Here is a 23,969-nt window from a genome sequence, read left to right as displayed (position 1 = left end):
TTCAGTCCCTTTAAGGTGTGTTGGCCGATCAGGAAGGGTTTCACGGATTTCTGGAAAAACTGGTTAGCATAGCCAGTGACTGTAATTCTAGAGCCAGGAAAGCATGACTGGCGCCCCCTTATGGGGCCCCAGTCATACAAACCATTATGAACGGTCAGCGCTCACTGCTGCAGTTACAGCGGCCTCAACTCGCTTACATAAAAGCCCAGCAGGCTCTCAGTTGTGCCGTCAACGTGCCGGAAATCCACAAGTGCCCATTCTTTTCCATCATCGCTCTTGATGGGAGCGAACACCCAGTGCCCGGTGGACGAATCCCCAACATTGGTCTCAGTGTATGAAATGGCACCACCCGCATTCACGGACCAGGCATCAATAAGAGACAAACCATCGGAATAAGTAACCGAACCTGTACCATCGGACTGCAGGGTTACCTGAGCTGCATCGGCTTCGCCCACGAGATCAAACTCAAATGCTTTGCCCACTCCGCCTGCAAAGAGGTCACCGCTACGCTCGACAAGAATGCTGCTGGTATTTCCGGCCAGATCGGTCAGTTCCACACTGAAACGACCAACCCGTCGGAGGGCAAACATGGTATCGCCCGCAGGTTCAAGCTGCAGATCCCCGTATCCTGTAACGGTTGACGTGGCGGTCAGACCACCGGTACCGCCAGCATCGTACAGTCCGCCAGGGCCATCGGTTTCCGTTTCGACACCGGTAACCTCAAAGCTACCGTTGGTGAGGCTGTATGTGCCCCACTCGGAGGAGACCGCCACAAGGTCAGTACCTGCGTATACTTCACCATTCATGTTATGGGCGATCACATAATGGCTGTCATCAAGAATGGTCAGCACATTGAAGCCTTCCCCTTCTGGCAAATACCATGCGCCCACGTATGAGTTACTGGCATCCTTGATGGACTGGAAGGGAGTCGCCGCACCTGCCTCGCTGGCAAAATGCAGCTCATCGCCCACCAGCTGGACGCTCTCCGTGCAATTTCCCACGTCCGCTGCTAAACCCGGACACAGGCCGCCCTCGCCTCCTTCTGACTCACCAAGTACTTCGATAACCAGTGCCCCGGTTGCCGGATCCCAGGTGTAAGTGCCCCATTCCGCCGTCGCGGGTCCCTGGTCCAAATTGCCGTACTTGTGGGCAAGGATGTAGATGCCACCATCCAGAAAGGTCAGCACATTGATTTCTTCGCCATTCGGACCCTGACCGTTACTGCTTTCACCGGAGGGTTCGACAAATATCCAGCTTCCATGCAGATCCGCTTGCTGGGAAGCATAAAAATGGGCTTCGGCCTCCCCTGCACTGATCAGTGTTTTGTTAACCGAGATTGCCACCTCATCCGAAAACTGGGCTTCAAATGCAGTAGCGGGCTGATCCACCACCACCAGAGCATTCTCCAGCGCCGTATGGGTTTCACCGGTGATGGTAATGCCGTTATCCGGATTGCCATCCTCGTCCAGGCTCTGGAGCAGTCTCAGGATATTGGTCAGTTGGTCAGTGGAGCTCGCTTCTGCCGTCATGTCAGCGGGTGTAACACGCCCGGTTGCTGCGACCGGAGGTAGCTCAATGCCGCCGATACTGAAGGTCACCGTTTCACCTTCAGCGTACTCGTATTCCCCAAGAGCATTGGTAAAGCCACTTTGGGTCATAGTCTGGTACCGGATATTCGCGACTGCACTATCAGTAAAGACGCCCGTTTTGGTGTCTTCCAAAGTAGTCGTATCGTCAGTAAGAGCGCTCGACGAAGAGCTACCACTATCGCCGCCACAGGCACTAAGTGCCACTGCCAAGGCCAGAGAGCCGAACTTGAATACTTTCATACTTTCTCCATATATCGAGATAATCGAAAGTAATATTTACTAGTATCCACCCCCCTCCGCATCCCCAATCTTGGGGATGCGGAGATCGACCAGCGGGGAACGGGTCACAGCCGAGACACAAGCAACGAAAGCCCCCTTAAGGTAATCGCTCAGAACATTTTCAGATAACGGTCGATTTCCCAGGACGAGACATGGTTCTGGTAGCTTTCCCATTCGCCACGCTTGTACTCGATAAAGCTGTTAAACATCGCCTCGCCAAAAACCTCTTTTGCCAACGGATCGGCCTCGAAGGCCTCAACCGCCTCGCCCAGGTTGCGGGGCAGATACTCTATCCCCTGTTCGGCAATTTCGGCATCGCTGTAGTTGTACATGTTTTCGTGGTGGGGAGCGCCGGCATCCAGGCCCTCGCGAATGCCCTCAAGCCCGGCGGCCAGAATCAGTGCGCCACCCAGGTAGGGGTTGCAGGCAATGTCCGCTGCCCGGCATTCGATCCGCCCACCCATGCCGGGAATCCGGATCATGTTGGTGCGGTTGTTGGAGCCGTAACACATGAACACCGGTGCCCAGGTGGAACCGGACATGCTGCCCTGGCGGACCAGACGTTTGTAACTGTTGACGGTCGGCGCGATGACAGCGCTGATAGCGGCGCCGTGTTTCAGAACACCGGCAATGAAGTGGTAAGCGATTTTGCTGATGCCGCAGTTGTGCATGTCGTCGCCGCCGGGTTCAAACAGGTTCTCACCGGTTTCAAGGTCCGCCAGGGACATGTTGTAGTGGGCGCCACTGCCGGTGCGGTCCGCAAAAGGTTTGGGCATAAAGCTGGCGAATGCGCCGTGCTTGCGGGCAATTTCGTTGGCCATCATCCGGAAGAACACCAGGCGGTCGGCCATGGTCAGGCCATCGGCGTATTTGAAGTCGGTTTCAAACTGGCCGTTGGCGTCCTCGTGATCAAACGAGTAAACGTCCCAGCCCAACTCATTCATGCCATCAACCAACTCGTCCATGATCTCCAGGTTGTCCATTAATGTGCGTGGGTCGTAGCATGGCTTGCCCAGGTTGTCGCGGTCGCTCAACGGGGCGAAGCCACCATCCTCGGTATCACGGAACAGGAAAAACTCGGTTTCGATTCCGAGATTAAAGCGGTAACCCATGTCTGCCGCAACGCTGAGCTGGCGACGGAAGATATTGCGGGAACAGGCCTCGAAAGGCGCACCCTTCAAATACAGGTTTCCAGGGAACCAGGCCAGTTGGCGGTTCCATGGACATACTGCGACGCCACTGGCGTCTGGCATGGCCGCCACTTCATCATCGGAGATGTCCTGCGGCACGCCATCCAGCGCCGCGCCGGTATAAAGCTCAGAACCCTCCATCATCTGTCCCATATGGGCGATAGGGACGAACTTGCCCTTCGACACCCCATGGATATCCACGTAGCTGGCAATGGCATATTTGACGCCAGCCTCGGCGAGTGACGCTTGCAGGGCTTTGTTATCGGTCAGATCAGTCATGATGATTCCTCGTTTGAACCCGGCAGCCCGGGCAGATCAATAGGTTTCTGGCACGTTTCTTTCTACGGATTACCCATTCAACTTACATGCCAGCATGTATATATAGTTACCTGAAGCGTGCTTCATCCGGGTTAGAAACGGGATCAAAGGAAATAACGAAATGACCGAAAAACAGTGGATTACCGAAGATTTCGAGGCCGGCGACCTGACACTCTCGGGCGGCGAAACGCTGAGGTCTGCCCGACTGCACTATCACCAGATCGGAGAGCTGAATGCACCAAAAGATAACCTGATCCTGCTACCGACGTACTATGGTGGTGCGGCCGCCGGTAACCACCCCTGGGTCGGCGCCGGCAGTCCGCTTGATCCGGACGAATACTGCATCGTGATTCCGTCGCTACTGGGCGCCGGTGAATCCTCATCTCCGTCTAACACGTTCGGGGAGCAGGCAGGCCACCGGTTCCCACGGGTCAGTCTGTTCGACAACGTGATGCTGCAGAAACGACTGGTGGATGAGGTGTTTGGCGGTGCAAGCCTGGCTCTGGTGATGGGTTGGTCAATGGGCGGCATGCAGGCACTGCAGTGGGGGTGCCTGTTCCCGGATCAGGTCCGGTCAGTGCTCGCGACCTGTTGCACCGCACGCTGTTACCCCCACAACCAGATCTTTCTTGAAGGCGTGAAAGCCGCTCTGACCTGTGACCATGATTTCCGTGATGGTGATTATAAGCGACCGCCGGCCCGGGGCCTCAGGGCATTTGCCCGGGTTTACGCCAGCTGGGCATACTCCCAGGCTTTTTTTCGCCATGAACGCTGGCGAGAACTCGGCTTCGACTCCATCGAGCAATTGCTGGTGTTCTGGGAACAGGACCACCTGGCCCAGGATGCCAACAACCTGTTGGCCGTTCTGACCACCTGGCAGGAGGGCAACCTCGCCAATAATCCGGCCTTCAACGGAGACTACCGGGTGGCGCTGTCTGCCCTCACCATGCCCACCCGACTCATGCCCTGTTCCACCGACCTCTACTTCACCGCAGAGGACGCGACAGCCGATGCCGGTCACATGCCCGGTGCCGGGGCACAAGTTCTTCAGTCGGACTGGGGTCATATCGCCGGCGGTGCCGGTCGTGATGCTGCCAGCCACAGGGAGATTCTGGCGGCAGCGAAGCAGTTACTCGGACATCAAGACCACTAACAGTGCGCAATCCACTCAAGCGCCCTTTTATAGTGCAGCCTTCTCAGGCAAACGGATGTAGACGTTACCGGATTCCGCGTTCCATCGAATCTGGCACGCAGCCTGCAATGGAACAGCCAGGACAGACGGACGGTTTACCAACCATGATCCGTTTACAGCATCCATTTAAAGCAACACCGCAAACCGTGCGGCAAACACAACGGACACAATGGGTAACTAGGGTTCCGATCCGGGCAGAGATCCACCAGCAGCCCGGGTGGCTGGTCCGAGAGTTACCGACCTCTGGGAGGTTACACGGCGGGACAAAAGCCCGGGAGACTGATTCGCACGCGAACGCCTTGTTTGCGATGACCATGCCGTGTTGTGTAACCAGAGGAGAAGCCATATGCGATTGATCAACCGCCACCCCGGGCGAGTTTCGGCCGCCCTTCTGGGGCTACTGCCCTTCCTGCTTATCATGCTGATCTACAGCCTCGCTTCCCAGGAACGCCTGGCGGAAAACCCGAACGACAAGCTCCTGCCCGGCCTGGAACAGATGACGGCGGCGGTGGATCGCATGGCGTTTCAGGAAGACCGTCGTAGCGGCGATTATCTGATGTGGCAGGACACCACAGCCAGCCTCGAAAGACTGGGAATGGGCGTTGGCATTGCGGCCCTGCTGGCCCTGTTCGTGGGCCTTCTTAACGGGGTGCTGCCTCTGGTTCGGGCCAACATGGCGCCACTGGTATCGGCATTATCCATGGTGCCACCGCTGGCCATATTACCGATCCTGTTTATCGTGTTCGGCCTTGGCGAGTTATCCAAGGTGATGTTGATCGTTATTGGCACCGCTCCGATCATGATGCGCGATGTCGCCCAGCGGGTGCGGGAACTGCCCGGCGAACAGCTGATCAAGATCCAGACGCTTGGCGCCAACTCCTGGCAGGTGATAACCCGCATGGCCCTGCCCCAGGTAATGCCCCGGCTGATCGATGCCGTACGACTGAGTCTCGGGCCAGCCTGGCTGTTTCTGATTGCGGCAGAAGCGATCGCCTCAACCGAAGGCCTGGGTTACCGGATATTCCTGGTGCGCCGTTATCTGGCCATGGATGTCATCCTGCCTTACGTCATCTGGATCACCATCCTCGCCATTGTCATCGACCAGTGCCTGCGCTTTACCAACCGCAGGCTGTTTCCGTGGTACAACGCAGGAGGCCACTGATGAGCTTTATCACCGTCAATAAACTCTGGAAGGAATACGGCGACCAGATCGTTCTGGAAAACCTGAACCTTGAGGTTAAACAGGGAGAATTCTGCACACTGGTGGGCGCTTCCGGCTGCGGTAAGTCCACGTTCCTGAAAATGCTGCTGGGCCAGGAAAGCGCCAGCCGGGGCGAGCTGCTTCTGGACGGCCAGGCATTCCCGGGGGAACCTGACCGCAATCGCGGCATTGTATTCCAGCGCTACTCCGTCTTCCCGCACCTTACCGTGCGTCAGAATGTGCTACTGGGACTGGAGCTGGAACAGAAACCATTACTCGGCAAACTGTTCGGCGCCGGCCGCCGGGAGGCTCTTGAAAAAGTGGATGCCATGCTGGAATCTGTCGGCCTGACCGGCTCCGCGCAAAAGTGGCCCCATGAATTGTCTGGCGGCATGCAGCAGCGCCTGGCCATCGCCCAGTCCCTGATCATGCGCCCGCGAGTGCTGCTACTGGATGAACCCTTCGGTGCACTGGACCCCGGAATTCGTGGCGACATGCACGATTTACTGCTGAAACTCTGGCAGGAGACCGGCACCACGATTTTCATGGTGACCCATGACCTCCAGGAAGGGTTTCATCTGGGCACCCGGCTGCTGGTGTTCGATAAAGTGCGGAATGACCCCCATGACCCACAGGCGTTCGGGGCCACCATTACCTATGACTTGCCGATCGGCCGGAACGACCGACAGCTGTTTGACGACATCAACAAGTCAGTCAGTGAAACGGCCCGAAACCAGGCGGCCTGACACCATTTCATCAGCCACAAAAAAGGTCGCCCGCGGGCGACCTTTTTCATTTCCGATCAGGATCAGTTGCTGGCAACGCGATCCTTCGGCAGCTTGAACGTCCAGACCATGCCGCCCTGGTTGAAGTCCTTCACCACCTTGGCCACTTCGCCACCCCAGAGCGGAACCGCACCGCCCCAGCCGGAAGCCACGGAGACGTACTGCTCGCCACCCATGGTCCAGGTCACCGGAGTCCCGACGACGCCGGAACCGGTATTGAACTTATACAGTTCCTCGCCGGTCTTGGCATCAAACGCCTTCAGGTAGCCTTCCGGGGTACCGGTGAAGACCAGATTACCGGCGGTCGCCATGACACCACCCCACAAAGGTGCAGTGTTCTGGTAACGCCACACTTCCTTGCCGGTCTTCGGATCCATGGCGCGGAGTACGCCGATGTAATCATCATTCGCCGGTTTGATGGTAAAGCCGGCACCCAGGAACGCAGCGCCCTTTTTGTAAGAGACGGGCTCGTTCCAGATGTCCATGGACCACTCGTTGGAGGGAACATAGAACAGACCGGTGTCCTGGCTGTAGGCCATCGGCATCCAGTTCTTACCGCCCAGGAATGCAGGCTGTGCGACGACCGGATTGCCCTTGGTGCCTTTGGTGGCAGTAGGATCACCTGGGCGGCCATTTTCGGTAAAGATTGGACGACCGGTCTTCGAATCCAGGCCCGAGGCCCAGGTAATTTTGTCAACAAACGGGAAACCCCGGATGAAATCGCCGTTCTCACGGTTCAGGACATACATGAACCCGTTACGGTCAGCGGTGGCTGCCGCTTTGACGGTCTTGCCGTTTTCCTTGTAATCGAAGGAGATCAGCTCGTTGACACCGTCGTAGTCCCAGCCATCATGGGGCGTGGTCTGGAAGTGCCACTTGATGCTGCCGTCGTCTGGATCAATGGCCAGGCGCGAGGAAGAGAACAGATTGTCACCCGGGCGCAGGTGTGAGTTCCAGGGTGCCGGGTTACCAGTACCGAAAAACAGGGAGTCAGTGTCCGGGTCGTAGGTGCCGCCCAGCCAGGTTGCCGCGCCACCGTTTTTCCACATATCGCCAGGCCAGGTTACACCAGCCTTGCCGCCGGAAATGCCACTCTCAATAGCCTTGCCATCCTTGTAGACATAACCCATGTGGCCTTCAACGGTCGGGCGCGTCCAAACCAGCTCTCCGGTGTTGGCGTCGTAGGCTTCAACCTTACCGACAATACCGAACTCACCGCCCGATACCCCGGTAATGAGCTTGCCTTTAACCACGATGGGCGCTGCGGTAATGGCGTAACCCGCCTGATAATCCGCCACCTTCTTGATCCACATCGGCTTTCCGGTGTCCTTGTTCAGGGCAACCAGCTTGGCGTCGAGGGTACCGAAGATCACTTTGTCGTCGTACAGGGCGACACCGCGGTTGACCACGTCACAGCAAGGCATGATGCCATCCGGCAGACGGGCATCATACTGCCAGAGCTCCTCGCCAGTTTTGGCGTCGATGGCGTAAACACGGGAATAGGAGGCGGTTACATACATCACACCATCCTTCACCATCGGCTGGGACTCCTGCCCGCGCATTTTTTCGCTACCAAAGGAAAAGGCCCATACCGGCTGCAGGTACTGGATGTTGCTGGTATTCAAGTCGTCGATGGTGCTGAAACGCTGCCCCTGGGTGCCCATGCCGTAGCTGACAATATCTTCCGGCGTGTTGGCATCGTTCATGATGTCTTCGTCGGTGACCGCATGGGCCCCGTACGACACCGCCAGTGCCAGGGCGCTGGCAGCAATGCGAATCCCGAACTTGTTCGATCTCATGGTTGCGCTCTCCAATTCTCTTGTTTTCGGTTTCTCGGTGAACCGGGAACTTTTCCCGCCTCTACACAGATTCTTCGCTTTGTGGGAAAAACCAACAATTACCCCCCGGAACAGGTTTTCTCATCACTTGGTAGTACTACCTCAAACAAAAAAGCCCGCGACGGCATCGCGGGCTTTACCAGGTCTTTTCCGGAACTACCGGGAGGCAGGAATCACAAATCACCCTCAGCACGGGCAATCGCCTCTTCGCTGAGAAATTCACGGTAATAACCGGGCAGGCCATACTGAAGGTCGAGGTCGGCGAAGAGGGCATCAAGCTCCCCCGACTTGACCAACTCGCCCATAATCGCTTCCACGGCATAACCGAGCTGCCGGTGGTTGGATTTGATCGCCATGCCGACATCCCACACCTGCCTGCCAATGCCAGGAAAGCCGTTACCAGCGGCCCGGAACCGACTGTTTTCAGATTTCGACAGTTCGTGGTCAATCTCCGCCCGCATACCCATCACCGCACTGACCTTTCCATCGCGCATGGCGCGGAATGCTTCCCGTACATTGGCGAAATGATGAACCTGATCCCGCATTCTTCCTTGCAGCCCGGAGGTCAAGTAAAAGTCCGGGAGGGTGTCGATCTCCACACCAATCGGGTGATACTGAAAGACCGCAACGGTGTCCACCGAGTCCAACTGTCCGGGGTTGAACGCGATCTGCCACTGCTCCTGCTGATAGGGTCCGAACAGCACCACCTGCTCGTTGATATATTCGCCCGTGGAGTCCTGCATATAGGCGTACTCCCTGTCATACGGCACGCGCATCATGATATCGGCCAGGCGTTGCTTGGCGAGGTAATGTCCCTTCCAGACATTGTTTCGCAGATCGTCGCCGAGATTCTCATCCGGCACGATCCAGTGAACCTTGAAATCCACACCCATTTCCCGGGCGATGCGTTTACCGACCTCCACATCGATACCCCGGGGCTCGCCATCCACGGCGTAGGAGTATGGGGGAAAGTTTTCATAGACACCGACCTTCAGATAGCCGGACTCCAGAATAATATCGTAGGTGCGGTCGGCGGGCCGATTCAGCAAAGGATCGCCATCGTTAAAGGCCAGCACGTCAGACGTCTGGAACAGCAGAAGCAGTGCGAGAATACTGGCTATTGTTTTCATTGTTTTCTCCCCAACCACATCAGGCCGGCTCAAGGCCGGCCCTGAAACAGACCTTTATCTCAATTGCCCAACAGGCATTACTCGGGCTTGGGCAGTGATTCCACGTAGGTCTTGATGGCCCACATGGCGTTCTGATCCAGTGTCTTTTTCCAGGACGGCATGCCCCGGTCGGTACCATTACGGACGCGATTGATATAAAACTCATCGTCCCATTCGGTCAGTTCCCGAAGGTCCGGAGTCAGGCCACCGGACATGGCACGGATGCCATGACAACCTGCGCAATTCCCGGCATAAGCGCTTTCACCGATTTCGACCGCCTGGGCATTTGCGTCGCCATGGGCATTGCCCTCACGAAACGGGTTTTCGAGCAGAACATCTTCACCGAGTGTGGGCAGATTGCCGGTATCCACTTCCTGGGGGGTGACGTTGCCGTGGGCCATAACCAGACCGGCTGCGCCCAGAAGCGTCGCAGTGATCAATGCTTTGAGTGAAAAGGAAGTTGCCATTGTTGCTACCTCTGTTTTGATTCCCCATCCGTTGGCTATTGGATTTGTCAGGTGCCAACTTGCTGACCTCAAGTCTAGGAATCCCGCTGCCCAATCCGAATGCCACTTTGGAGGATTTGACCTACTTCCTTAGTAGTAGATTGGAGGTGCCGTCGCCAAAATCTCCTCCCTTAGTAGTGCCTGATTGCGACTTTCTGAATATTTCAGCCCCAGGTCGCCTTGTCTAAGCTCGATGGGAAAGACAACAAGAACCCGGAGTTTCTATGTACCGCCAGCTGCGGCCAATTGCCATTCTGCTTACAGCAGCCTTTCTCTCGGCCAAACTGGCTGCGCAGCCAATAGAGGCAACCATTGGCTATATTCAATGGATACCCGATCAGGGGCCCGTGCTGTCCAATGTTCTTCCAGAACCTGAAGATGCTGGTCTTCGCGGTGCCGAACTTGCCATCGACGACAACAACACCACCGGCAAATTTCTGGGCCAGAGCTATCTTTTCGAAAGCGAGACCGCAGATTCGGAGAGGACGGCAATCACGGCATTTGAGGCAATGCAGAGCAGGGGCATTGAGCTGTTCGTCATCAGAGCGCCGGCCGACACCCTCGAAAACATGCTCGACAAGGCCGGAGAAACCACACTGATCTTTAACGCCAGCGCAAAGGACGATCGCCTTCGCACCACCAGCTGCCATCCGAACCTGCTGCATACCATACCCAGCTACGCCATGCTTACCGATGCCCTGGGCCAGTGGCTCAGCCAGCGCCGCTGGAATGACGTTTTCCTGATTACCGGGCCCACCGAGGCGGATCAATCCTGGGCCGATGCCTTCCGCCGTTCCACCAAACGGTTTGGGCTGGACATCATTGCCGACAAGCCCTGGACCTTCGATGCCGACCTTCGCCGTACGGCGTCCAAAGAGTTGCCCTTGTTTACCCAGGCTGACGACTACGACGCGGTCGTGGTTGCCGACGTCCGGGGCGACTTCGGCGAGTATGTACCGTTCAACACCTGGCTACCCCGCCCGGTTGTGGGTACCCAGGGTATGTCTCCGGTCACTTGGCACCGGGTAGTGGAGAGCTGGGGCGCGGCACAGTTGCAGAACCGTTTTCGCGATCTGGCAGGCCGGGACATGACCAGCGAAGACTACGCCGCCTGGTCTGCCATTCGCTCTATCGGCACTGCGGTGACAGCACTTGGCAGCGCCAGCCCGGGCAAGATCCGCAGTTTTCTATTCAGTGACAAGTTCCAGCTGGCCGCGTTCAAGGGCCGCAAGCTCACCTACAGGAACTGGAACGGTCAGCTACGACAACCCATCCCGCTGGTTCACCCCCGCGGTCTGGTTGCTCGTGCTCCCTTTGAAGGTTTTCTACACCCCAACTCACAGATGGACACCCTCGGTTTCGACAAACCCGAGAGCGAATGTCGCATCAACAACTGAGATGCCGACCAGACCCGGAACAACAAGGAGAACGTTTGTGAAAACAGCATTGAAACATACTGCCCTGGCGGCCCTGATTACCCTGTCCACACCGACACTGGCAAGCCTTGCCTACGTTTCCAACGAAAAGGACAACACACTCTCGATCATCGATACGGAGTCACAGACAGTGGTCGACACCATCGACGTTGGTGCCCGGCCCCGGGGCATTCTGCTCTCAAAAGACTTCACCAAATTGTATATCTGTGCCAGCGATGACGATACGGTCCAGGTGATGGACCTGGCTACCCGCACGATTATTGATACCCTGCCCTCAGGCGAGGATCCCGAACAGTTCTCGCTCCACCCGAACAACAGGCACCTGTATATTTCCAACGAAGACGACGCCATCGTGACCGTGGTGGACGTGGACACCAAGGATGTACTCGCGCAGATTGATGTCGGCATCGAGCCGGAAGGCATGGCGGTCAGCCCGGATGGCAAGTGGGCGGTGAATACCAGTGAAACCACAAGCATGCTGCACTGGATCAACACCGAAACCTTCAAGATCGAGAAGAACATCGTTATAGGCCAGCGCCCTCGACACGTGGAGTTCAGCAAGGACAGCAAGATCGCCTGGGCGTCTGCGGAAATAGGCGGCACCGTGCACATCATTGATGTCGACAAGCTGGAGCAAATCCATGAAATGTCGTTCAAGGTTCCGGGGGTCAATCAGGATCGTGTTCAGCCGGTCGGTATTGAGCTGACGTCTGACGGCAAGTACGCTTTCGTGGCACTGGGCCCCTCCAACCACGTTGCCGTGGTCGATGCCAGGACCTATGAGGTGCTGGATTACCTGCTCGTCGGCGCGCGAGTCTGGCAACTGGATCTGGATAAAGACGAAAAACACCTCTATACCACTAATGGGGTGTCCGGCGATGTCTCGATCATCAATATCGACGATATGAAGGTCATCAAATCCATAAAAGTAGGCCGCTACCCCTGGGGTGTGGTTATTGATCCGACTTCATGACGATAGAAGCCCGTAACATCAGCTTTCGCTATGGCGACAAGCCCGTGCTCAAGGAGGTCAGCTTTGCCCTGACCTCCGGGCATTTCCATGCTCTCCTGGGCCCCAATGGCGCCGGAAAGTCTACCCTGTTCGGTTTGCTGACCCGTCTGTTGGCGTTGCAACAGGGCGATATTCTGATGGCCGGTCAGTCTCTGAAAAACCAGCCGGCCGAGGCCATGCGCCAGATTGGCGTGGTCTTCCAGCAGAACGCCCTGGACCTTGACCTGACCGTGCGGCAGAACCTGATGTACCACGGTGCGTTGCATGGACTGTCCCGCAAAGAGACCCGTGCACGCGGCGATCGCGAGCTGGAGCGCTTCGGATTGCTGGACCGAGCCAATGATGCGGTGCGAAAGCTCAATGGCGGGCACCGGCGACGAGTGGAAATCGCCCGCGCGCTCTTGCACCAGCCTTCGTTGTTGTTGCTGGACGAACCAACCGTTGGTCTGGATGTGGCCAGTCGCCGTGCGCTGAATGATCACGTGCGCACGCTCTGCGATGACGATGGTTTGACGGTGCTCTGGGCAACCCATCTTATTGAAGAGGTACAGCAAGAGGACAGGGTGCTGATTCTGCATCAGGGCCAGTTACTGGCCGACGGCTCCGGCCGCTCAATCTGCGAAGCCGAGGGTACCCGGGATCTGGCAGAGACCTTCGAATCCCTGACTGGAGCAGCATCATGAAACCGGCTCATTATTGGCACTGTTTTGTGGGCATCCAGACCCGGGAATGGCTGCGGTTCTGGCAGCAGCGCACCCGCTTTGCCAGTGCCCTGGTGCGGCCCCTTCTCTGGCTGGTGGTATTCGCCGCCGGGTTCCGGGCGGTGCTGGGCATTTCCATCATCCCGCCCTATGAAACCTACATCACCTACGAGACGTACATTGCCCCCGGACTGTGCGGCATGATCATCCTGTTCAATAGCATGCAGGGCGCGCTGTCCATGGTGTACGATCGGGAGCTGGGCAGTATGCGGGTGCTGTTAATGAGTCCCCTGCCCCGGCCTTTCCTGCTGGTAACCAAGTTACTGGCGATGGGTGTGGTGTCAGTGGGCCAGGTGTATGTTTTTTTGTTGCTGGCTCTTCTGGTGGATGTGGAACCCCCGCTTTGGGGCTATCTGGCGGTGCTCCCGGCGCTGGTGCTGGCCAGCCTGATGTTGGGCGCGCTTGGTTTGTTGATTGCCACCTGGATCAAACAGCTGGAGAACTTCGCCGGAGTGATGAACTTTGTCATCTTCCCGATGTTTTTCATGTCCTCGGCGTTGTATCCGCTTTGGAGAATGAACGAAGCCAGCCCCTGGCTCTACTGGATCTGTCAGTTCAACCCTTTTACCCATGCAGTGGAGGCGATTCGGTTTTCGCTGTATCTGGAGTGGAACTCTCAGGCCTGGGGCGTAACAATCGGAGTGACGGCGGCTTTGGTGATGCTGGCCACCGCCGGATTTCGGCCTCAGAGGACCAAAATACTAGGGGCCAGGCAAGCCTGACTTCCGGAGTTTTCCTAACAACCCATCGACCAGGTCGGGTTCAGCAATCGCATCATCCCATTGCAGTCGTGCCGGCTTGCCGTCAAGGTACCACAGCCGATTGGCCAGGATTGCAGCGTCTCCTGCATCGTGGGTCACGCAGATCATTGACATGCCCGGGCTGGCATCCAGTATCCCGGCAATCAGTTTTTTCAGCTCACCCGCCATGACAGGATCGAGTGAGGCAAAGGGTTCGTCGAGCAGCAACAAATCGGGTTTCACAGCCAGGCACCGGGCCAGTGCTGCCCGTCTGGCCATTCCGAGAGAGAGCTGATCGGGCAGATAGCGCCCGTAACCAGCAAGACCGACCTGACTCAGCAGATCTTCCGCCTCTTCCTCGCTCGCACCGACCAGGCGAAGGTTCGAATTCAGAGTCCGCCAGGGTAGCAGGCGGTGTTCCTGAAACAGGTAGCCTATCCGGAGTTTGCTTCGTCCAATGACAGCTCCATCCAACACCGTTTGGTCGAGGCCCGCAATAGCATTCAGCAGTGTCGTTTTGCCTATCCCGGAAGGGCCAAGCAGACAGATGCGGTCTCCGCGCTCCACTTTCACAAAGACCTCGCCAAGGACCGGCTGAGCGAAAGCCCGGCCAGCGATTCTGAGCTCAAGCATGGGCTGCCCCAGGCTGGCGCCAGCGGCTTGAACGGCGTTCGAGGGGCTGGAGGATAGCCAGTTCGATGAGCTGGACGACGGCAATAAACGCCAGGCTGTACGCGAGGATGGCGGCCACGTCGAAGACCTGGAAGGCCATGTGCAACTGGAATCCGACCCCACTGGAGCGACCCAGCAGTTCCACCACCAGCACGATTTTCCAGATCAGCGCGAGGCCTCCCCGGGTTGCGGCCATCAGGTAAGGAAACAATTGCGGCACCCAGACTTCGCGCAATCGTTGCCAGCGACTGAAGTCGTAGACGGTGGCCATTTCTTCAAGCCGGTAATCGAGACTGCGAGCCCCTTCCCGGACCGTAACGGCAACGTTAGGGATCTTGTTGATGACCACGGCCATCACGGCTGCCACCTCCACCAGACCGAACCATACGTACATCAAAATGATGGTGACCAGTGCCGGCAGATTAAGCAAAAGCACCAATAAAGGGTCGAACAGGGCATTGGTGGTTTGAGAACGGCCCATCACGATGCCGATGGCAGTACCAATAACCATGGCCAGGGCAAAGGCCACAATTACTCGCCCAAGGGTGGCCCCCAAGTGGTGCCAGAGTTCGCCGGAGGCACACTCCCGCATCAGGGTGTCGAGCACGTTCAGGGGTGTAGGCAGCAAAGGCGATTGAATCAACAGGGCGGCCAGCGCCCAGAGCAAAACAAACGCAGGCAGGACTACCCAATAGCTCCAGAGTGGCGGACGTGCGGAGCGGCCGTTCACGGCTGCGCCCTGTAGAACAGATTTGCCGGCATGAGGTTGTCCGGGGCAGCGCCGGTGAGGACCATCAGTCGCTGCAGGTCGGTGATACGCCTATCAGTCTGGGGCGCTGGTCTACCGGCAACAAAACCCTCTCGCAATGCCGCAAAAACTTCGTCGCCCGGCTCCCCCATAAGAGGACGCAATCGCTGCCAGTAGGTTTCACTCTCCGCCAGCTCGGCTTTCGCTCTGTGCAGGGAAGCCGCGAAACGATCAATCAGCGAGCCGTGATTTTCAGCCCAGTTTGCCGGAAAGACGTAGCCGAGTACCGGCAGAGTACGGTCCAGACCCAGCTCAGTGAGCAGATCGGCCATGCCGAACGCCGATCGCCAGCCACCCTCTCCTCTCAGGCGGGCGGCGAAATGCCAGTAGGTCACGATGACATCCACCTGGCCCCGTTTCAGGGCCTGGCTCAACAGGGGCGGGGCTGCATACTGTATTTCAGAGGATTCCTCCAGCTTGATTCCCTGTTGCCCGGCAACCTTCTGCAACAGTATCCAGCCCTTGCTGCCCGGCCCGCCAGCGACGCCGATGCGTTTACCGGCCAAATCTGCAACGGTGCGGATGCTGGATTGCTCAGACACCACGACAGCGCCAATTTGGGAAGAAAAAGGTACATAAAGGTAAGGCGTGCCGGCCTCGAAGCGAGTCTGCGCCCACAACAGGTCTGCCACCGCCCCGTTCACCGATCCGCTAGTGACCGCAAGACGTGATGCCGGGAGGTTGGCAACCAGTTTCAGCGACAGTTGATAACCATGTTCGCGATCCAGTTTCCGATGAACAATATGATCAAGCTCCCAATGAGCTGTACCAAATTGCAGCACGCTCACCGACAGTTCCGGCAATGGCTCCCCCTGATCGGCGAAAGCAACTGTTGCAGACAATTGAAGCAGGGCCAGTGCAAGTCCGGCGATCAATGCTGACAGACCCGGTTTTCGTTGTTGTAGGTTCATACCCCCACGATACGAACCTCGGTCGCACTCAAGAATAGTACTTTGGTGCCTGTTTTTTGGTGCGATGGTCGCATTCAACGGAAGGTCGGTATGGCGTCTAATGAAGTCATCACAATAATAATCCGAGGTCGGTCGCCACCTGACTGTACCGACTGCCCTCTGCACAGGAGGCTGCCATGCTTGATGAGCTCGATGCCACACTCACTCCCGAAAACCGCTATCATGAATCGGAAGCAATTCCCGACAACGACAACAAACAGGCAGACACGTTCATGGAGCCGGCTTATAAGATCCTGATCGCCGACGACCACCCGCTTTTCCGGGAGGCCATCAGCAGCGTCATCGCCTCAGGCTTCGTCGGCAGCGAAATCATTGAGACAGACGACCTGGATAGCGCCCTCGAGATTACCCGGGCAAACGATGATCTGGACCTGATTCTTCTGGACCTGAACATGCCTGGCATGCACGGCCTGAACGGTTTGATTACGCTTCGCAATGAAGCCCCGACCATTCCCGTTGTGATTGTATCGGCCGAGGAAGACAAACAGGTGGTGCTGCAAGCCATTACCTATGGCGCCGTGGGCTTCATTACCAAGTCTTCTCCACGGGCCCGGATGACGGAAGCGATCCAGCAAATCCTGAACGGCAATGTGTACCTGCCATCGGACATCATTCGCACTGGCAAGGAAAGCTCCAACCGCCGGAGCCGTAACGATGACAACCCGATCTCACCGGAATTGCTCAACTCCCTGACCCGCCGCCAGCTATTGGTTCTGGAACGCATGTCAAAAGGCGAATCCAATAAGCAGATTGCCTACAACCTCAATATTGCGGAAACCACAGTCAAGGCCCATGTTTCAGCCATTCTGCGCAAGCTGGGCGTTCACAATCGGGTGCAGGCTATCCTCTCAGCCAGTGATGTGGATTTCAGTCAGTACCTGAAACGCTAGAAGGCGGATGAGCACACCCTGAAAAAGCCGGGCATCATCCCGGCTTTTTCAGGGCCGGTTCCGGCCGGGTCCGTTAATCAGGTGTGTCAGGGTGCTTCGAAGTTTGAGCGGCTTGACCGGTTTGTTCATCAGGATATGGCCAAGCCCCCGAATGTGTTGCTTCAGCTCGTTGGTGTAGTTGGCGGTAATCATGATCACCGGCGCGGGACACCGCCGACGACTATTGATACTGGCGACCACGTCGACGCCGGTTTCATCATTATCGAGATGGTAATCGGCCAGAATCAGGTCCACCGGGCTGTCGGCGGGGTTCAGTTGAAGTTCCAGATCGGTCAGGGATACCGCGGTAATCACCTGACAGTCCCAGCCTTCCAACAGTGTCTGCATGCCCCTGCAAATAGCGTAGTCATTGTCGATCACCCAGATCCGCGTGCCATCCAGACCGCGGTCCGGGAGGGCGAGCCGCTGGCCCTCCTGCCCTGACCGCTTGGGCTGCAGCCGGCCAAGGGGCACCCGGACACTGAATACCGAACCCTTACCCACAACGGACGAAACGGTCACTTCATGCCCCAGCATCCGTGAGATCTTGTCCACAATCGCCAGACCCAGCCCAAGCCCCTTGTCAGGTTGCGAACCGGACGGCCGGATGCGCTTGAACTCCTGGAAAATCTCGGTGAGCTTGTCCTCCGGAATCCCGGGCCCGGTGTCCCAGACCTGCAACAGAGCGTGATCTGCACGACGGCGACAACCTAACAGGATACGTCCGGCACCCGTGTAACGAATGGCGTTGGTGAGAAAGTTGCGCAGTATTCGCGCCAGTAACTGGGAGTCGGATTCCACCACCGCGGACGACGGCACAAAATCAAGCGCCAGCCCCTCTGCCACAGCCATCTGCCGGAACTCCCGGGCGATGTTGTTAAGCAAATCCCTGAGGTCAAATGCCGTAACATCCGGCTTGATAACCCCTGCGTCCAGTTTGGAGATATCCACCAGAGTACCTAGCAGATTTTCGACATCATCCAGGGACGTGCTGACGGAGCGAACCAGTCCTTCGGCCTTGGGCCCGAACGATTGCTCCAGCAAGGCACTGGTGAACAGGCGAGCGGCATTCAATGGTTGCAGCAAATCATGGCTGACCGCAGCCAGGAACTTGGTCTTGGACAGGTTTGCCCGTTCAGCGTCGAGCTTGGCATCCCGCAGGCGGGCTTCGACGGCCGCACGCTCGGTTATTTCCTGGCGCAACTGGTTGTTCAGCCCTGTCAATGCCGCCGTGCGCTCCTTCACCCGGCGTTCCAGATGGTCATAGGCCTGCTCAAGTGCCAGCGCAGTCTTACGGCGATCGGTAATGTCGCGAATCAACACGAAAAACCCAATAATCACGCCGTTTTCGTCAAAATTGGGCACGTAAGAGCGCAGCATATATCGCACATCGCCCTTCTCGCCCGTTTCCTCAAATTCAAAAGTAACACTCTTGCCCGCCAGGGCCTGCTCAACCTGGGGCAGCAAGCGGCGGTATAGGTCGGGGGAATGGACTTCCTGCAATGACTTGCCCAGCGGTGCTTCGCCGTTGCGGCCATACCAGGCGTCATAGACCTTGTTGCAGAACTGGACAGTCATATCCGCACCAACATAGGCGATTAGCGCCGGCACATGGTCGGTTACCACCCGGACCCAGCGCTCGCTCTCTTCAAGCGCCTTGATTCGACGCGCCATTTCGCTGTTCTTGACGTCGGTGATGTCGGAATAGAGCACCACCAGACCACCCTCACGTGTTGGCCGTTCGGTCATTTGCACCCAGCGGTCGTTGGACAGCAGAAACACCACCCCTTCGGAATCCGGGTGCCCGTGTTCTTCCAGAATAAGGCCAGAGGTCAGTGCCTGCTTCTTCACATCGGCAATGGAAGTGCCTGCAGCGGGCGGCTCCAGACCGGCATGACGCCAGTAGCCGCGGAAACGACTGTTGCTCTGGATTAGCCGGTGCTGGTGATCAAACAACACAAAACCATCTGCAATACTTTCGATCGCATCGCTGAGGCGCTGACGGGTGGTTTCAGCCTCTTCCCTGGCACGATTCAGAGCCTTGTTACTGCCCTTGAGCTCTTCCATGGCCTGATTCAGCGCCTCGGTACGTTCACGCACCTGTTCCGCCAGCACCACAGAATGCTCAAACGCCGCATAGGGCTCAGGTTTGTGGGCGGAGCCGGACTCCACCCGGACAATCAAGGCATCACGAATCTTCCGAAGGCGTTCATTTTCCGCCTCCAGCTCGGCAATCCGCTGGTCCTTGAGCTCATCCCTGGGCGGCTCAGGATTGTCCGGAGCGGACATCAGGCTGGCCAATGACCACCCCCGTAAAAGTCTGATTGATATGCATACCGTCGAACTGCTCACCGTAGGTGTTGAACCCGATGACCTTGTGGTGCCGCAGGAATTCGGAAACGGCCTCCACTTCTCCGGTCAGTTCCGCCTCGAGGCGGCGCAGGAAACAGTCACAGCCTATGGTGACCAATGGCGGCCCGACAACGCGCTCTGACGCTTCAAGTTGCGTGCGGACACTGTCGAGCAGTGATTCCGGTTCCATGGCTGTCATTACGATTCCGGTCTCTACCGCGCAATAAAATGTGAGGCTCTTGTCGGGATTTACCCGCTGGATCGAACGAACAAAATAATGGCCACCGATTTTTACCCCAAGCGGACGCAAAGCAAATATTTTTCGGTCCAGGGCGTCGACAGTCACGCCAACCGCGCGGGCATAGGCATCGGCCGCGGGTTCTGCATTGAGTTCATAAACCGTGCGGCTCTCGGCGCAGGCATCGGTAACCACCAGTTTCTGGCTTCGCTCAACCATGTGGTGGGTGGAAAACACCCGGAAATCCAGCGGAGTGTTCACCAGCATTACCGTAGCGGCACCGGTGTGAAACTCGCCATCATAGAACACGTGGGTATTGGCCAGCCGCTCATCGTCACCGGCCGAGCCGCCGAACTGGGGAATGGAGCCAAGGGCAGCGTTCAGCGTTGCCAAAACAAGCTCCTCTCGGCTGGAGAGGCCATCCAGCAGAGTGATGGCAAAGGTATTTCCTTTCACCGGTGCCAGGCGCGCGTCCCGGCACGTCGATAGCAAACCGTCTATCACCCCCTGGGCGTCCTGAAGCGAAAACTGGTCCAGCTCCCGAATCAGTGCGCAGTCAATCGCAAAATAGCGCTGATCAAAGCCGATGGCCGTGATGCATCCACGGCCGTAACCCTCGGGAGTAATCTCGCCGGCTGACGTGCAGCCACAAACCCGAACGCCCTGGAAAACATGTTCAAGGGCGATTCCCAGGCCACCCAAATCGTACTCGGCAGAACAGAAAAACAGCACGCAACCAAGATGGTCGTGACTGAGCTGGCTTGCAAGATTGGTGGCAGCCAGCATCGGATCGCGAACGCTGGAGCTTGCAACCCGAACGGCGGGTATAGTCGTCGCTGGCTTCATAAAGGCAGGCTCCGAAAACGGATAGCTTTTGACCGATTTTACGGCATCCGCAACCGTAGCCAATGCGACTTCAGTGCTTTTAATTGGCGCGCCGAAATGATCGTAAGCCATTGATTAAAATACCTCCTGAATCAATGTCCGGTGGCGCGGCCGGCTCCCTACCTGGCAAACCGGCACTTTAGTCTTAGTCGGGACCCTTGGGTCAGAAGGTAACGATGGCACCCAGCGCAATGGTGTCGATGTCGGCAGCGTCTGCACCAGTCGACTTGGTTCTCTGCTCAAACATGTTGTATTCGGCCACCAGCTTGAAGCTGCTGTTCACATTATGGAACACCGCCACGGAGGTGTTTTCAGTCTCAAAGTCCGCCTGATCGGAATCCGTTTCGCCATAGGACAGAACGAACCGGTTCGCGCCCAGAGTGTAGGACCCCTGAACGAGGTAGCCGTCGGCATCCTCTTCCGCCAGGGGCGCGGCCGTGTCGGAAATCAGCACCGGCACATCACCTTCAGACGTAAAGCCAGAGGCGGTCAGGGAAAAACCGGCAACGGAGGCACGGACACCGTAACCGAGTCCGGTTGAGTCGACAGACGTGGTGGCATTCTCGGACTTCTGCGAACGGCCATTCAGCCAACCGGTCAGTGCCACGCCACTCAGATCTGCACTGTAGGTAACCTCGGCCTCAAGCCTTGGCGCGGACTGCTCTGACTGAGCACCGGGCGTTGTGTTGGCCGGCTCAAAAATACCGGCCGCCACTTTCAGGCCACCCATATCCGGAGTCCGGTAGGTGATCTGCGCAGACGGGTTCGGGTAAGGATAGCCGGTGCGGATATTACCGAAGGAAACGCCCGTCGGCGCACCGGGTGAACCAAAGCCCATCAGGATTTCGTCCAGAAAGATGTTGGAACGGGCGTACAGGCCAAAATCCTTACCGATCAGCACTTGGCCGAACGAACCGTCAACCGTGGCGTAAAGCTGACGAACATCAATCGCAGTGTCAGTCGGCGATTGCAGGCTGTCGTTGATGGTGGACCAGAATGAGGAACGGCCGCCCATAGTCAGGTCGCCCACTTCCTTGCTGAAATTGAAGCCTATGGTATTGGGCAGGAAGCCCATCTTGACGTCCGAATTGCGGGTATCGGCCAGCTTGTCATCACGGTTCACGTAGAATGCGTTGAAGTAACCGTCCACGGAAAAGGACGTACCGTCCTGATTATAGACTTCAACCGCCGCGCTGGCTCCAGTACTGGCGCCCATGGCTGCGGCCATCGCAATCGCCAGGCCTGACTTTCTGAAATTGTTGTTGTTCATACTTCCCCCGGTTGTTTTTGGAAATCTGGGAACGGGGTACCGGGTCATCCGGCAACCCAAGGCGTGGTCTGTCGCCTGATTCCATGGTCGGTTAAGGGAAAGAAGGGGGGAATGCGTCAAGGGAGCAGGTTTTCTGCTCATTTGGGAGGCACTGCAAACAGAACTTTAGGATTAAGACCAGCCCGGAAACTGCTCCAGCTCCTGCAGGCAATCGGCAAGAAAGTCCTCAGGGTCAGCCATGATCGCTTCGTCCGCCACCACACCAAACTGAACCTGGCCAGCGTAACTGACGATGCTGACCCCGAGCCCGATATCGCCCGCCTGAGGTACCCAGAACATCTGCTCGGTAATGCGGCAGCCAGCAAGATAGCGGGTCTCAGGCGTACCCGGAACATTGGAAACCACCGTACTGGCCTTGCGATAAAACATATCGGCCACTGGCTTTCGCCAGGGTTCCGGGATCACCGATGCGCTTGCCGTCAGGCCCCAGGCAATACCGGGCTGCCAGCTCTTCTTGAGCCGCCGGGTTTCATGCTTGATCCGGTAAAGCCTCTCCAGTGGACTCTCACCGTCGACAGGAAGGGGCACAAACACCGTGCCGAAGAAGTTGCCCAGGGAACCGGACTCCGGCTGCAGGTCCTCCGGCAATCTTTCACGAATATCCACAGGGACCGCTGCGTGTAGAATGGCGTCCTCGAGGTCATCACCCTCCAGACCGAGCCGCGTGCGCACTGCGGCAGCGACACAACTGAGCAGGACATCATTGATGGTGGTATTGGTGGCTCTTGCGATGGCCCGCAGCTGATCCAACCGGACCGGTCGAGACCATCGACACTGTCGTCGACCCAACAAGGGCCGTTTCAGATCCGACGCAGTGTCCTCCGGTTCGATCAGAAAATTACTGAATTCATGCACCAGCCTGAGGCCCTTTTGCCCAACCCGATCAACCAATCGCCCGGCCTGAAGCCACTGGTTGGATTCCGCGGCTTCCAGGTCCGCCTCATCTGTCGTCGGCCCATCCGGATTCGCGCCATCTGCCACCAGCTGTCCCAGCCAGGCCTGGGCTGCTGCATACCATCGAGACAACTCGGACGTTTCCGCCGCACCATAGATGGCCGGATGTTGCTGGGGGGAGACCGGGCACAGGCGATCAAACATGCCCAGGAGAGACAGCCCGTCCGCGTAACAGTGATGCATGCGCAAAAGCAACGCGGCTCCACCCTCAGCGTTAGGTGCCAGCCAGAATTTCCAGCGGGGACGGTAGAGAGCCAGCGGCTGGTTCAGGCGAGCAGAAACCCAGTCCTGCAACTCTTCGGGCGAAAACCGGTCAATAACGACATCCAGGTGATGCTTGAGATCAAAGACGGGGTCTGGCACCCACCACCAGGCCGGAGAGCGCCAGACCGGCATAAAGCAGAAGCGCTCCCAGGCGATCCAGTAAACCCTCAGGAATTCCCGGAATCTGGGGGCGGTCAGGCCATCCACCCTCAACATGACCGTGATGGTCATTGGGTTCTCTGGTCGTTCCAGAGCCAGCCAGGCTGAATCCGCAGGCAGCAGGAGGTGCGATTGCTCGTGACTCAAACCTGAACGTCCCCGGGTGAATAATGAAGGTAAGTAAAAACCGAACTTCGCATTGTGCCAGACAAGCCTCACCGGCTCCATATACTGCGCTCGCGCGCGAAGTTACAAAAAATTACACTTGAGTAACGGTTCAGTCCTATACTGGTTATAAGCCTTAATGTAATGGTTATTAGCCGTATCGAACCGTCATCGATTGACCCCGGCTAATCGTATCGGAGGTTAGCAGTGCCAATTGATGACTGAT

The 23,969-nt window shown here is 57.3% G+C and carries 20 protein-coding genes and 1 riboswitch; of the genes, 8 read left to right on the top strand and 12 right to left on the bottom strand.

Annotated features, from left to right (window positions below; all coding sequences use genetic code 11):
- Positions 1 to 173: 173 nt before the first annotated feature.
- On the bottom strand, positions 174 to 1,829 hold the full coding sequence (locus BKP64_RS17890) for a hypothetical protein (RefSeq protein ID WP_070973081.1): 1,656 nt from the start codon (positions 1,827 to 1,829) through the stop codon (positions 174 to 176).
- 149 nt (positions 1,830 to 1,978) lie between these two features.
- The gene (gene glnT, locus BKP64_RS17885) at positions 1,979 to 3,337 is read right to left on the bottom strand and encodes a type III glutamate--ammonia ligase (protein ID WP_070973079.1); all 1,359 of its coding nucleotides are present in this window, start codon (positions 3,335 to 3,337) and stop codon (positions 1,979 to 1,981) included.
- A gap of 160 nt (positions 3,338 to 3,497) precedes the next feature.
- Between glnT and BKP64_RS17880 the strand changes: the two genes are divergently transcribed.
- The 3 genes from BKP64_RS17880 (at position 3,498) to BKP64_RS17870 (ending at position 6,515) form a co-directional block, all read left to right on the top strand.
- Positions 3,498 to 4,529, top strand: coding sequence for an alpha/beta fold hydrolase (locus BKP64_RS17880; protein WP_070973077.1), 1,032 nt, complete (start codon positions 3,498 to 3,500; stop codon positions 4,527 to 4,529).
- Positions 4,530 to 4,734: 205 nt separating this feature from the next.
- A riboswitch (guanidine-I (ykkC/yxkD leader) is annotated at positions 4,735 to 4,848 on the top strand.
- A 66-nt stretch (positions 4,849 to 4,914) separates the two neighbouring features.
- Complete coding sequence (locus tag BKP64_RS17875) at positions 4,915 to 5,730, top strand: ABC transporter permease (protein ID WP_070973075.1); 816 nt, start codon at positions 4,915 to 4,917, stop codon at positions 5,728 to 5,730.
- Entirely contained in the window at positions 5,730 to 6,515 is a 786-nt protein-coding gene (locus tag BKP64_RS17870; protein WP_070973073.1) for an ABC transporter ATP-binding protein, read from the top strand. The genes BKP64_RS17875 and BKP64_RS17870 overlap by 1 nt, the downstream gene beginning before the upstream one ends.
- A 62-nt stretch (positions 6,516 to 6,577) precedes the next feature.
- On the opposite strand, the gene BKP64_RS17865 is transcribed toward BKP64_RS17870, so the two are convergent.
- The 3 genes from BKP64_RS17865 to pedF all read right to left on the bottom strand — a co-directional run bounded on the left by BKP64_RS17865 (position 6,578) and on the right by pedF (position 10,028).
- On the bottom strand, positions 6,578 to 8,353 hold the full coding sequence (locus BKP64_RS17865) for a PQQ-dependent methanol/ethanol family dehydrogenase (RefSeq protein WP_070973071.1): 1,776 nt from the start codon (positions 8,351 to 8,353) through the stop codon (positions 6,578 to 6,580).
- Positions 8,354 to 8,565: 212 nt separating this feature from the next.
- On the bottom strand, positions 8,566 to 9,522 hold the full coding sequence (locus tag BKP64_RS17860; protein ID WP_070973069.1) for a substrate-binding periplasmic protein: 957 nt from the start codon (positions 9,520 to 9,522) through the stop codon (positions 8,566 to 8,568).
- A gap of 77 nt (positions 9,523 to 9,599) precedes the next feature.
- A complete protein-coding gene (gene pedF / locus BKP64_RS17855) occupies positions 9,600 to 10,028 on the bottom strand; it encodes a cytochrome c-550 PedF (RefSeq protein WP_070973067.1) in 429 nt (142 codons plus the stop codon).
- 263 nt (positions 10,029 to 10,291) lie between these two features.
- Between pedF and BKP64_RS17850 the strand changes: the two genes are divergently transcribed.
- From BKP64_RS17850 to BKP64_RS17835, 4 genes are read left to right on the top strand one after another with little or no spacing between them, the layout of a single operon-like run.
- A complete protein-coding gene (locus BKP64_RS17850; RefSeq protein ID WP_070973065.1) occupies positions 10,292 to 11,464 on the top strand; it encodes an ABC transporter substrate-binding protein in 1,173 nt (390 codons plus the stop codon).
- 37 nt (positions 11,465 to 11,501) lie between these two features.
- The gene (locus BKP64_RS17845; RefSeq protein WP_070973063.1) at positions 11,502 to 12,476 is read left to right on the top strand and encodes a YVTN family beta-propeller repeat protein; all 975 of its coding nucleotides are present in this window, start codon (positions 11,502 to 11,504) and stop codon (positions 12,474 to 12,476) included.
- Entirely contained in the window at positions 12,473 to 13,198 is a 726-nt protein-coding gene (locus BKP64_RS17840; RefSeq protein ID WP_070973061.1) for an ABC transporter ATP-binding protein, read from the top strand. Before BKP64_RS17845 ends, BKP64_RS17840 begins: the two co-directional genes overlap by 4 nt.
- Positions 13,195 to 13,998, top strand: a complete 804-nt coding sequence (locus BKP64_RS17835) for an ABC transporter permease (RefSeq protein WP_070973059.1) — start codon at positions 13,195 to 13,197, stop codon at positions 13,996 to 13,998. The genes BKP64_RS17840 and BKP64_RS17835 overlap by 4 nt, the downstream gene beginning before the upstream one ends.
- Here BKP64_RS17835 and BKP64_RS17830 read toward each other — a convergent pair.
- The 3 genes from BKP64_RS17830 to BKP64_RS17820 are packed head-to-tail and all read right to left on the bottom strand — an operon-like array spanning position 13,978 to position 16,407.
- Positions 13,978 to 14,649 carry an ABC transporter ATP-binding protein gene (locus BKP64_RS17830; RefSeq protein WP_070973057.1) on the bottom strand — a complete coding sequence of 224 codons (672 nt, stop codon included), beginning with the start codon at positions 14,647 to 14,649 and terminating at the stop codon, positions 13,978 to 13,980. The genes BKP64_RS17835 and BKP64_RS17830 overlap by 21 nt on opposite strands.
- A complete protein-coding gene (locus BKP64_RS17825; protein ID WP_070973056.1) occupies positions 14,642 to 15,418 on the bottom strand; it encodes an ABC transporter permease in 777 nt (258 codons plus the stop codon). The genes BKP64_RS17830 and BKP64_RS17825 overlap by 8 nt, the downstream gene beginning before the upstream one ends.
- Positions 15,415 to 16,407 (bottom strand): ABC transporter substrate-binding protein, encoded by a 993-nt coding sequence (locus tag BKP64_RS17820; protein ID WP_070973054.1) that lies wholly within the window; start codon positions 16,405 to 16,407, stop codon positions 15,415 to 15,417. The genes BKP64_RS17825 and BKP64_RS17820 overlap by 4 nt, the downstream gene beginning before the upstream one ends.
- Before the next feature lie 272 nt (positions 16,408 to 16,679).
- Here BKP64_RS17820 and BKP64_RS17815 point away from each other — a divergent pair, with 272 nt between their 5' ends.
- Entirely contained in the window at positions 16,680 to 17,357 is a 678-nt protein-coding gene (locus tag BKP64_RS17815) for a response regulator transcription factor (RefSeq protein WP_070973768.1), read from the top strand.
- A gap of 48 nt (positions 17,358 to 17,405) precedes the next feature.
- Here BKP64_RS17815 and BKP64_RS17810 read toward each other — a convergent pair whose 3' ends face one another.
- The 4 genes from BKP64_RS17810 to BKP64_RS17795 form a co-directional block, all read right to left on the bottom strand.
- A complete protein-coding gene (locus tag BKP64_RS17810; RefSeq protein WP_070973767.1) occupies positions 17,406 to 19,685 on the bottom strand; it encodes a NahK/ErcS family hybrid sensor histidine kinase/response regulator in 2,280 nt (759 codons plus the stop codon).
- Positions 19,663 to 20,832: a nitric oxide-sensing protein NosP gene (nosP, locus tag BKP64_RS17805; RefSeq protein ID WP_070973766.1), complete on the bottom strand. Its 1,170-nt coding sequence runs from the start codon at positions 20,830 to 20,832 to the stop codon at positions 19,663 to 19,665. Before nosP ends, BKP64_RS17810 begins: the two co-directional genes overlap by 23 nt.
- Before the next feature lie 202 nt (positions 20,833 to 21,034).
- Positions 21,035 to 22,141, bottom strand: a complete 1,107-nt coding sequence (locus BKP64_RS17800) for a porin (protein WP_070973052.1) — start codon at positions 22,139 to 22,141, stop codon at positions 21,035 to 21,037.
- A 171-nt stretch (positions 22,142 to 22,312) separates the two neighbouring features.
- The gene (locus tag BKP64_RS17795; RefSeq protein WP_070973765.1) at positions 22,313 to 23,725 is read right to left on the bottom strand and encodes a WS/DGAT domain-containing protein; all 1,413 of its coding nucleotides are present in this window, start codon (positions 23,723 to 23,725) and stop codon (positions 22,313 to 22,315) included.
- Between the last annotated feature and the right edge of the window lie 244 nt (positions 23,726 to 23,969).

It is taken from the genome of Marinobacter salinus, from assembly GCF_001854125.1.
GTDB lineage: Bacteria > Pseudomonadota > Gammaproteobacteria > Pseudomonadales > Oleiphilaceae > Marinobacter > Marinobacter salinus.
Note: the sequence above shows the minus strand (reverse complement) of the source record. Positions and strands in the feature narration are given on the sequence as shown.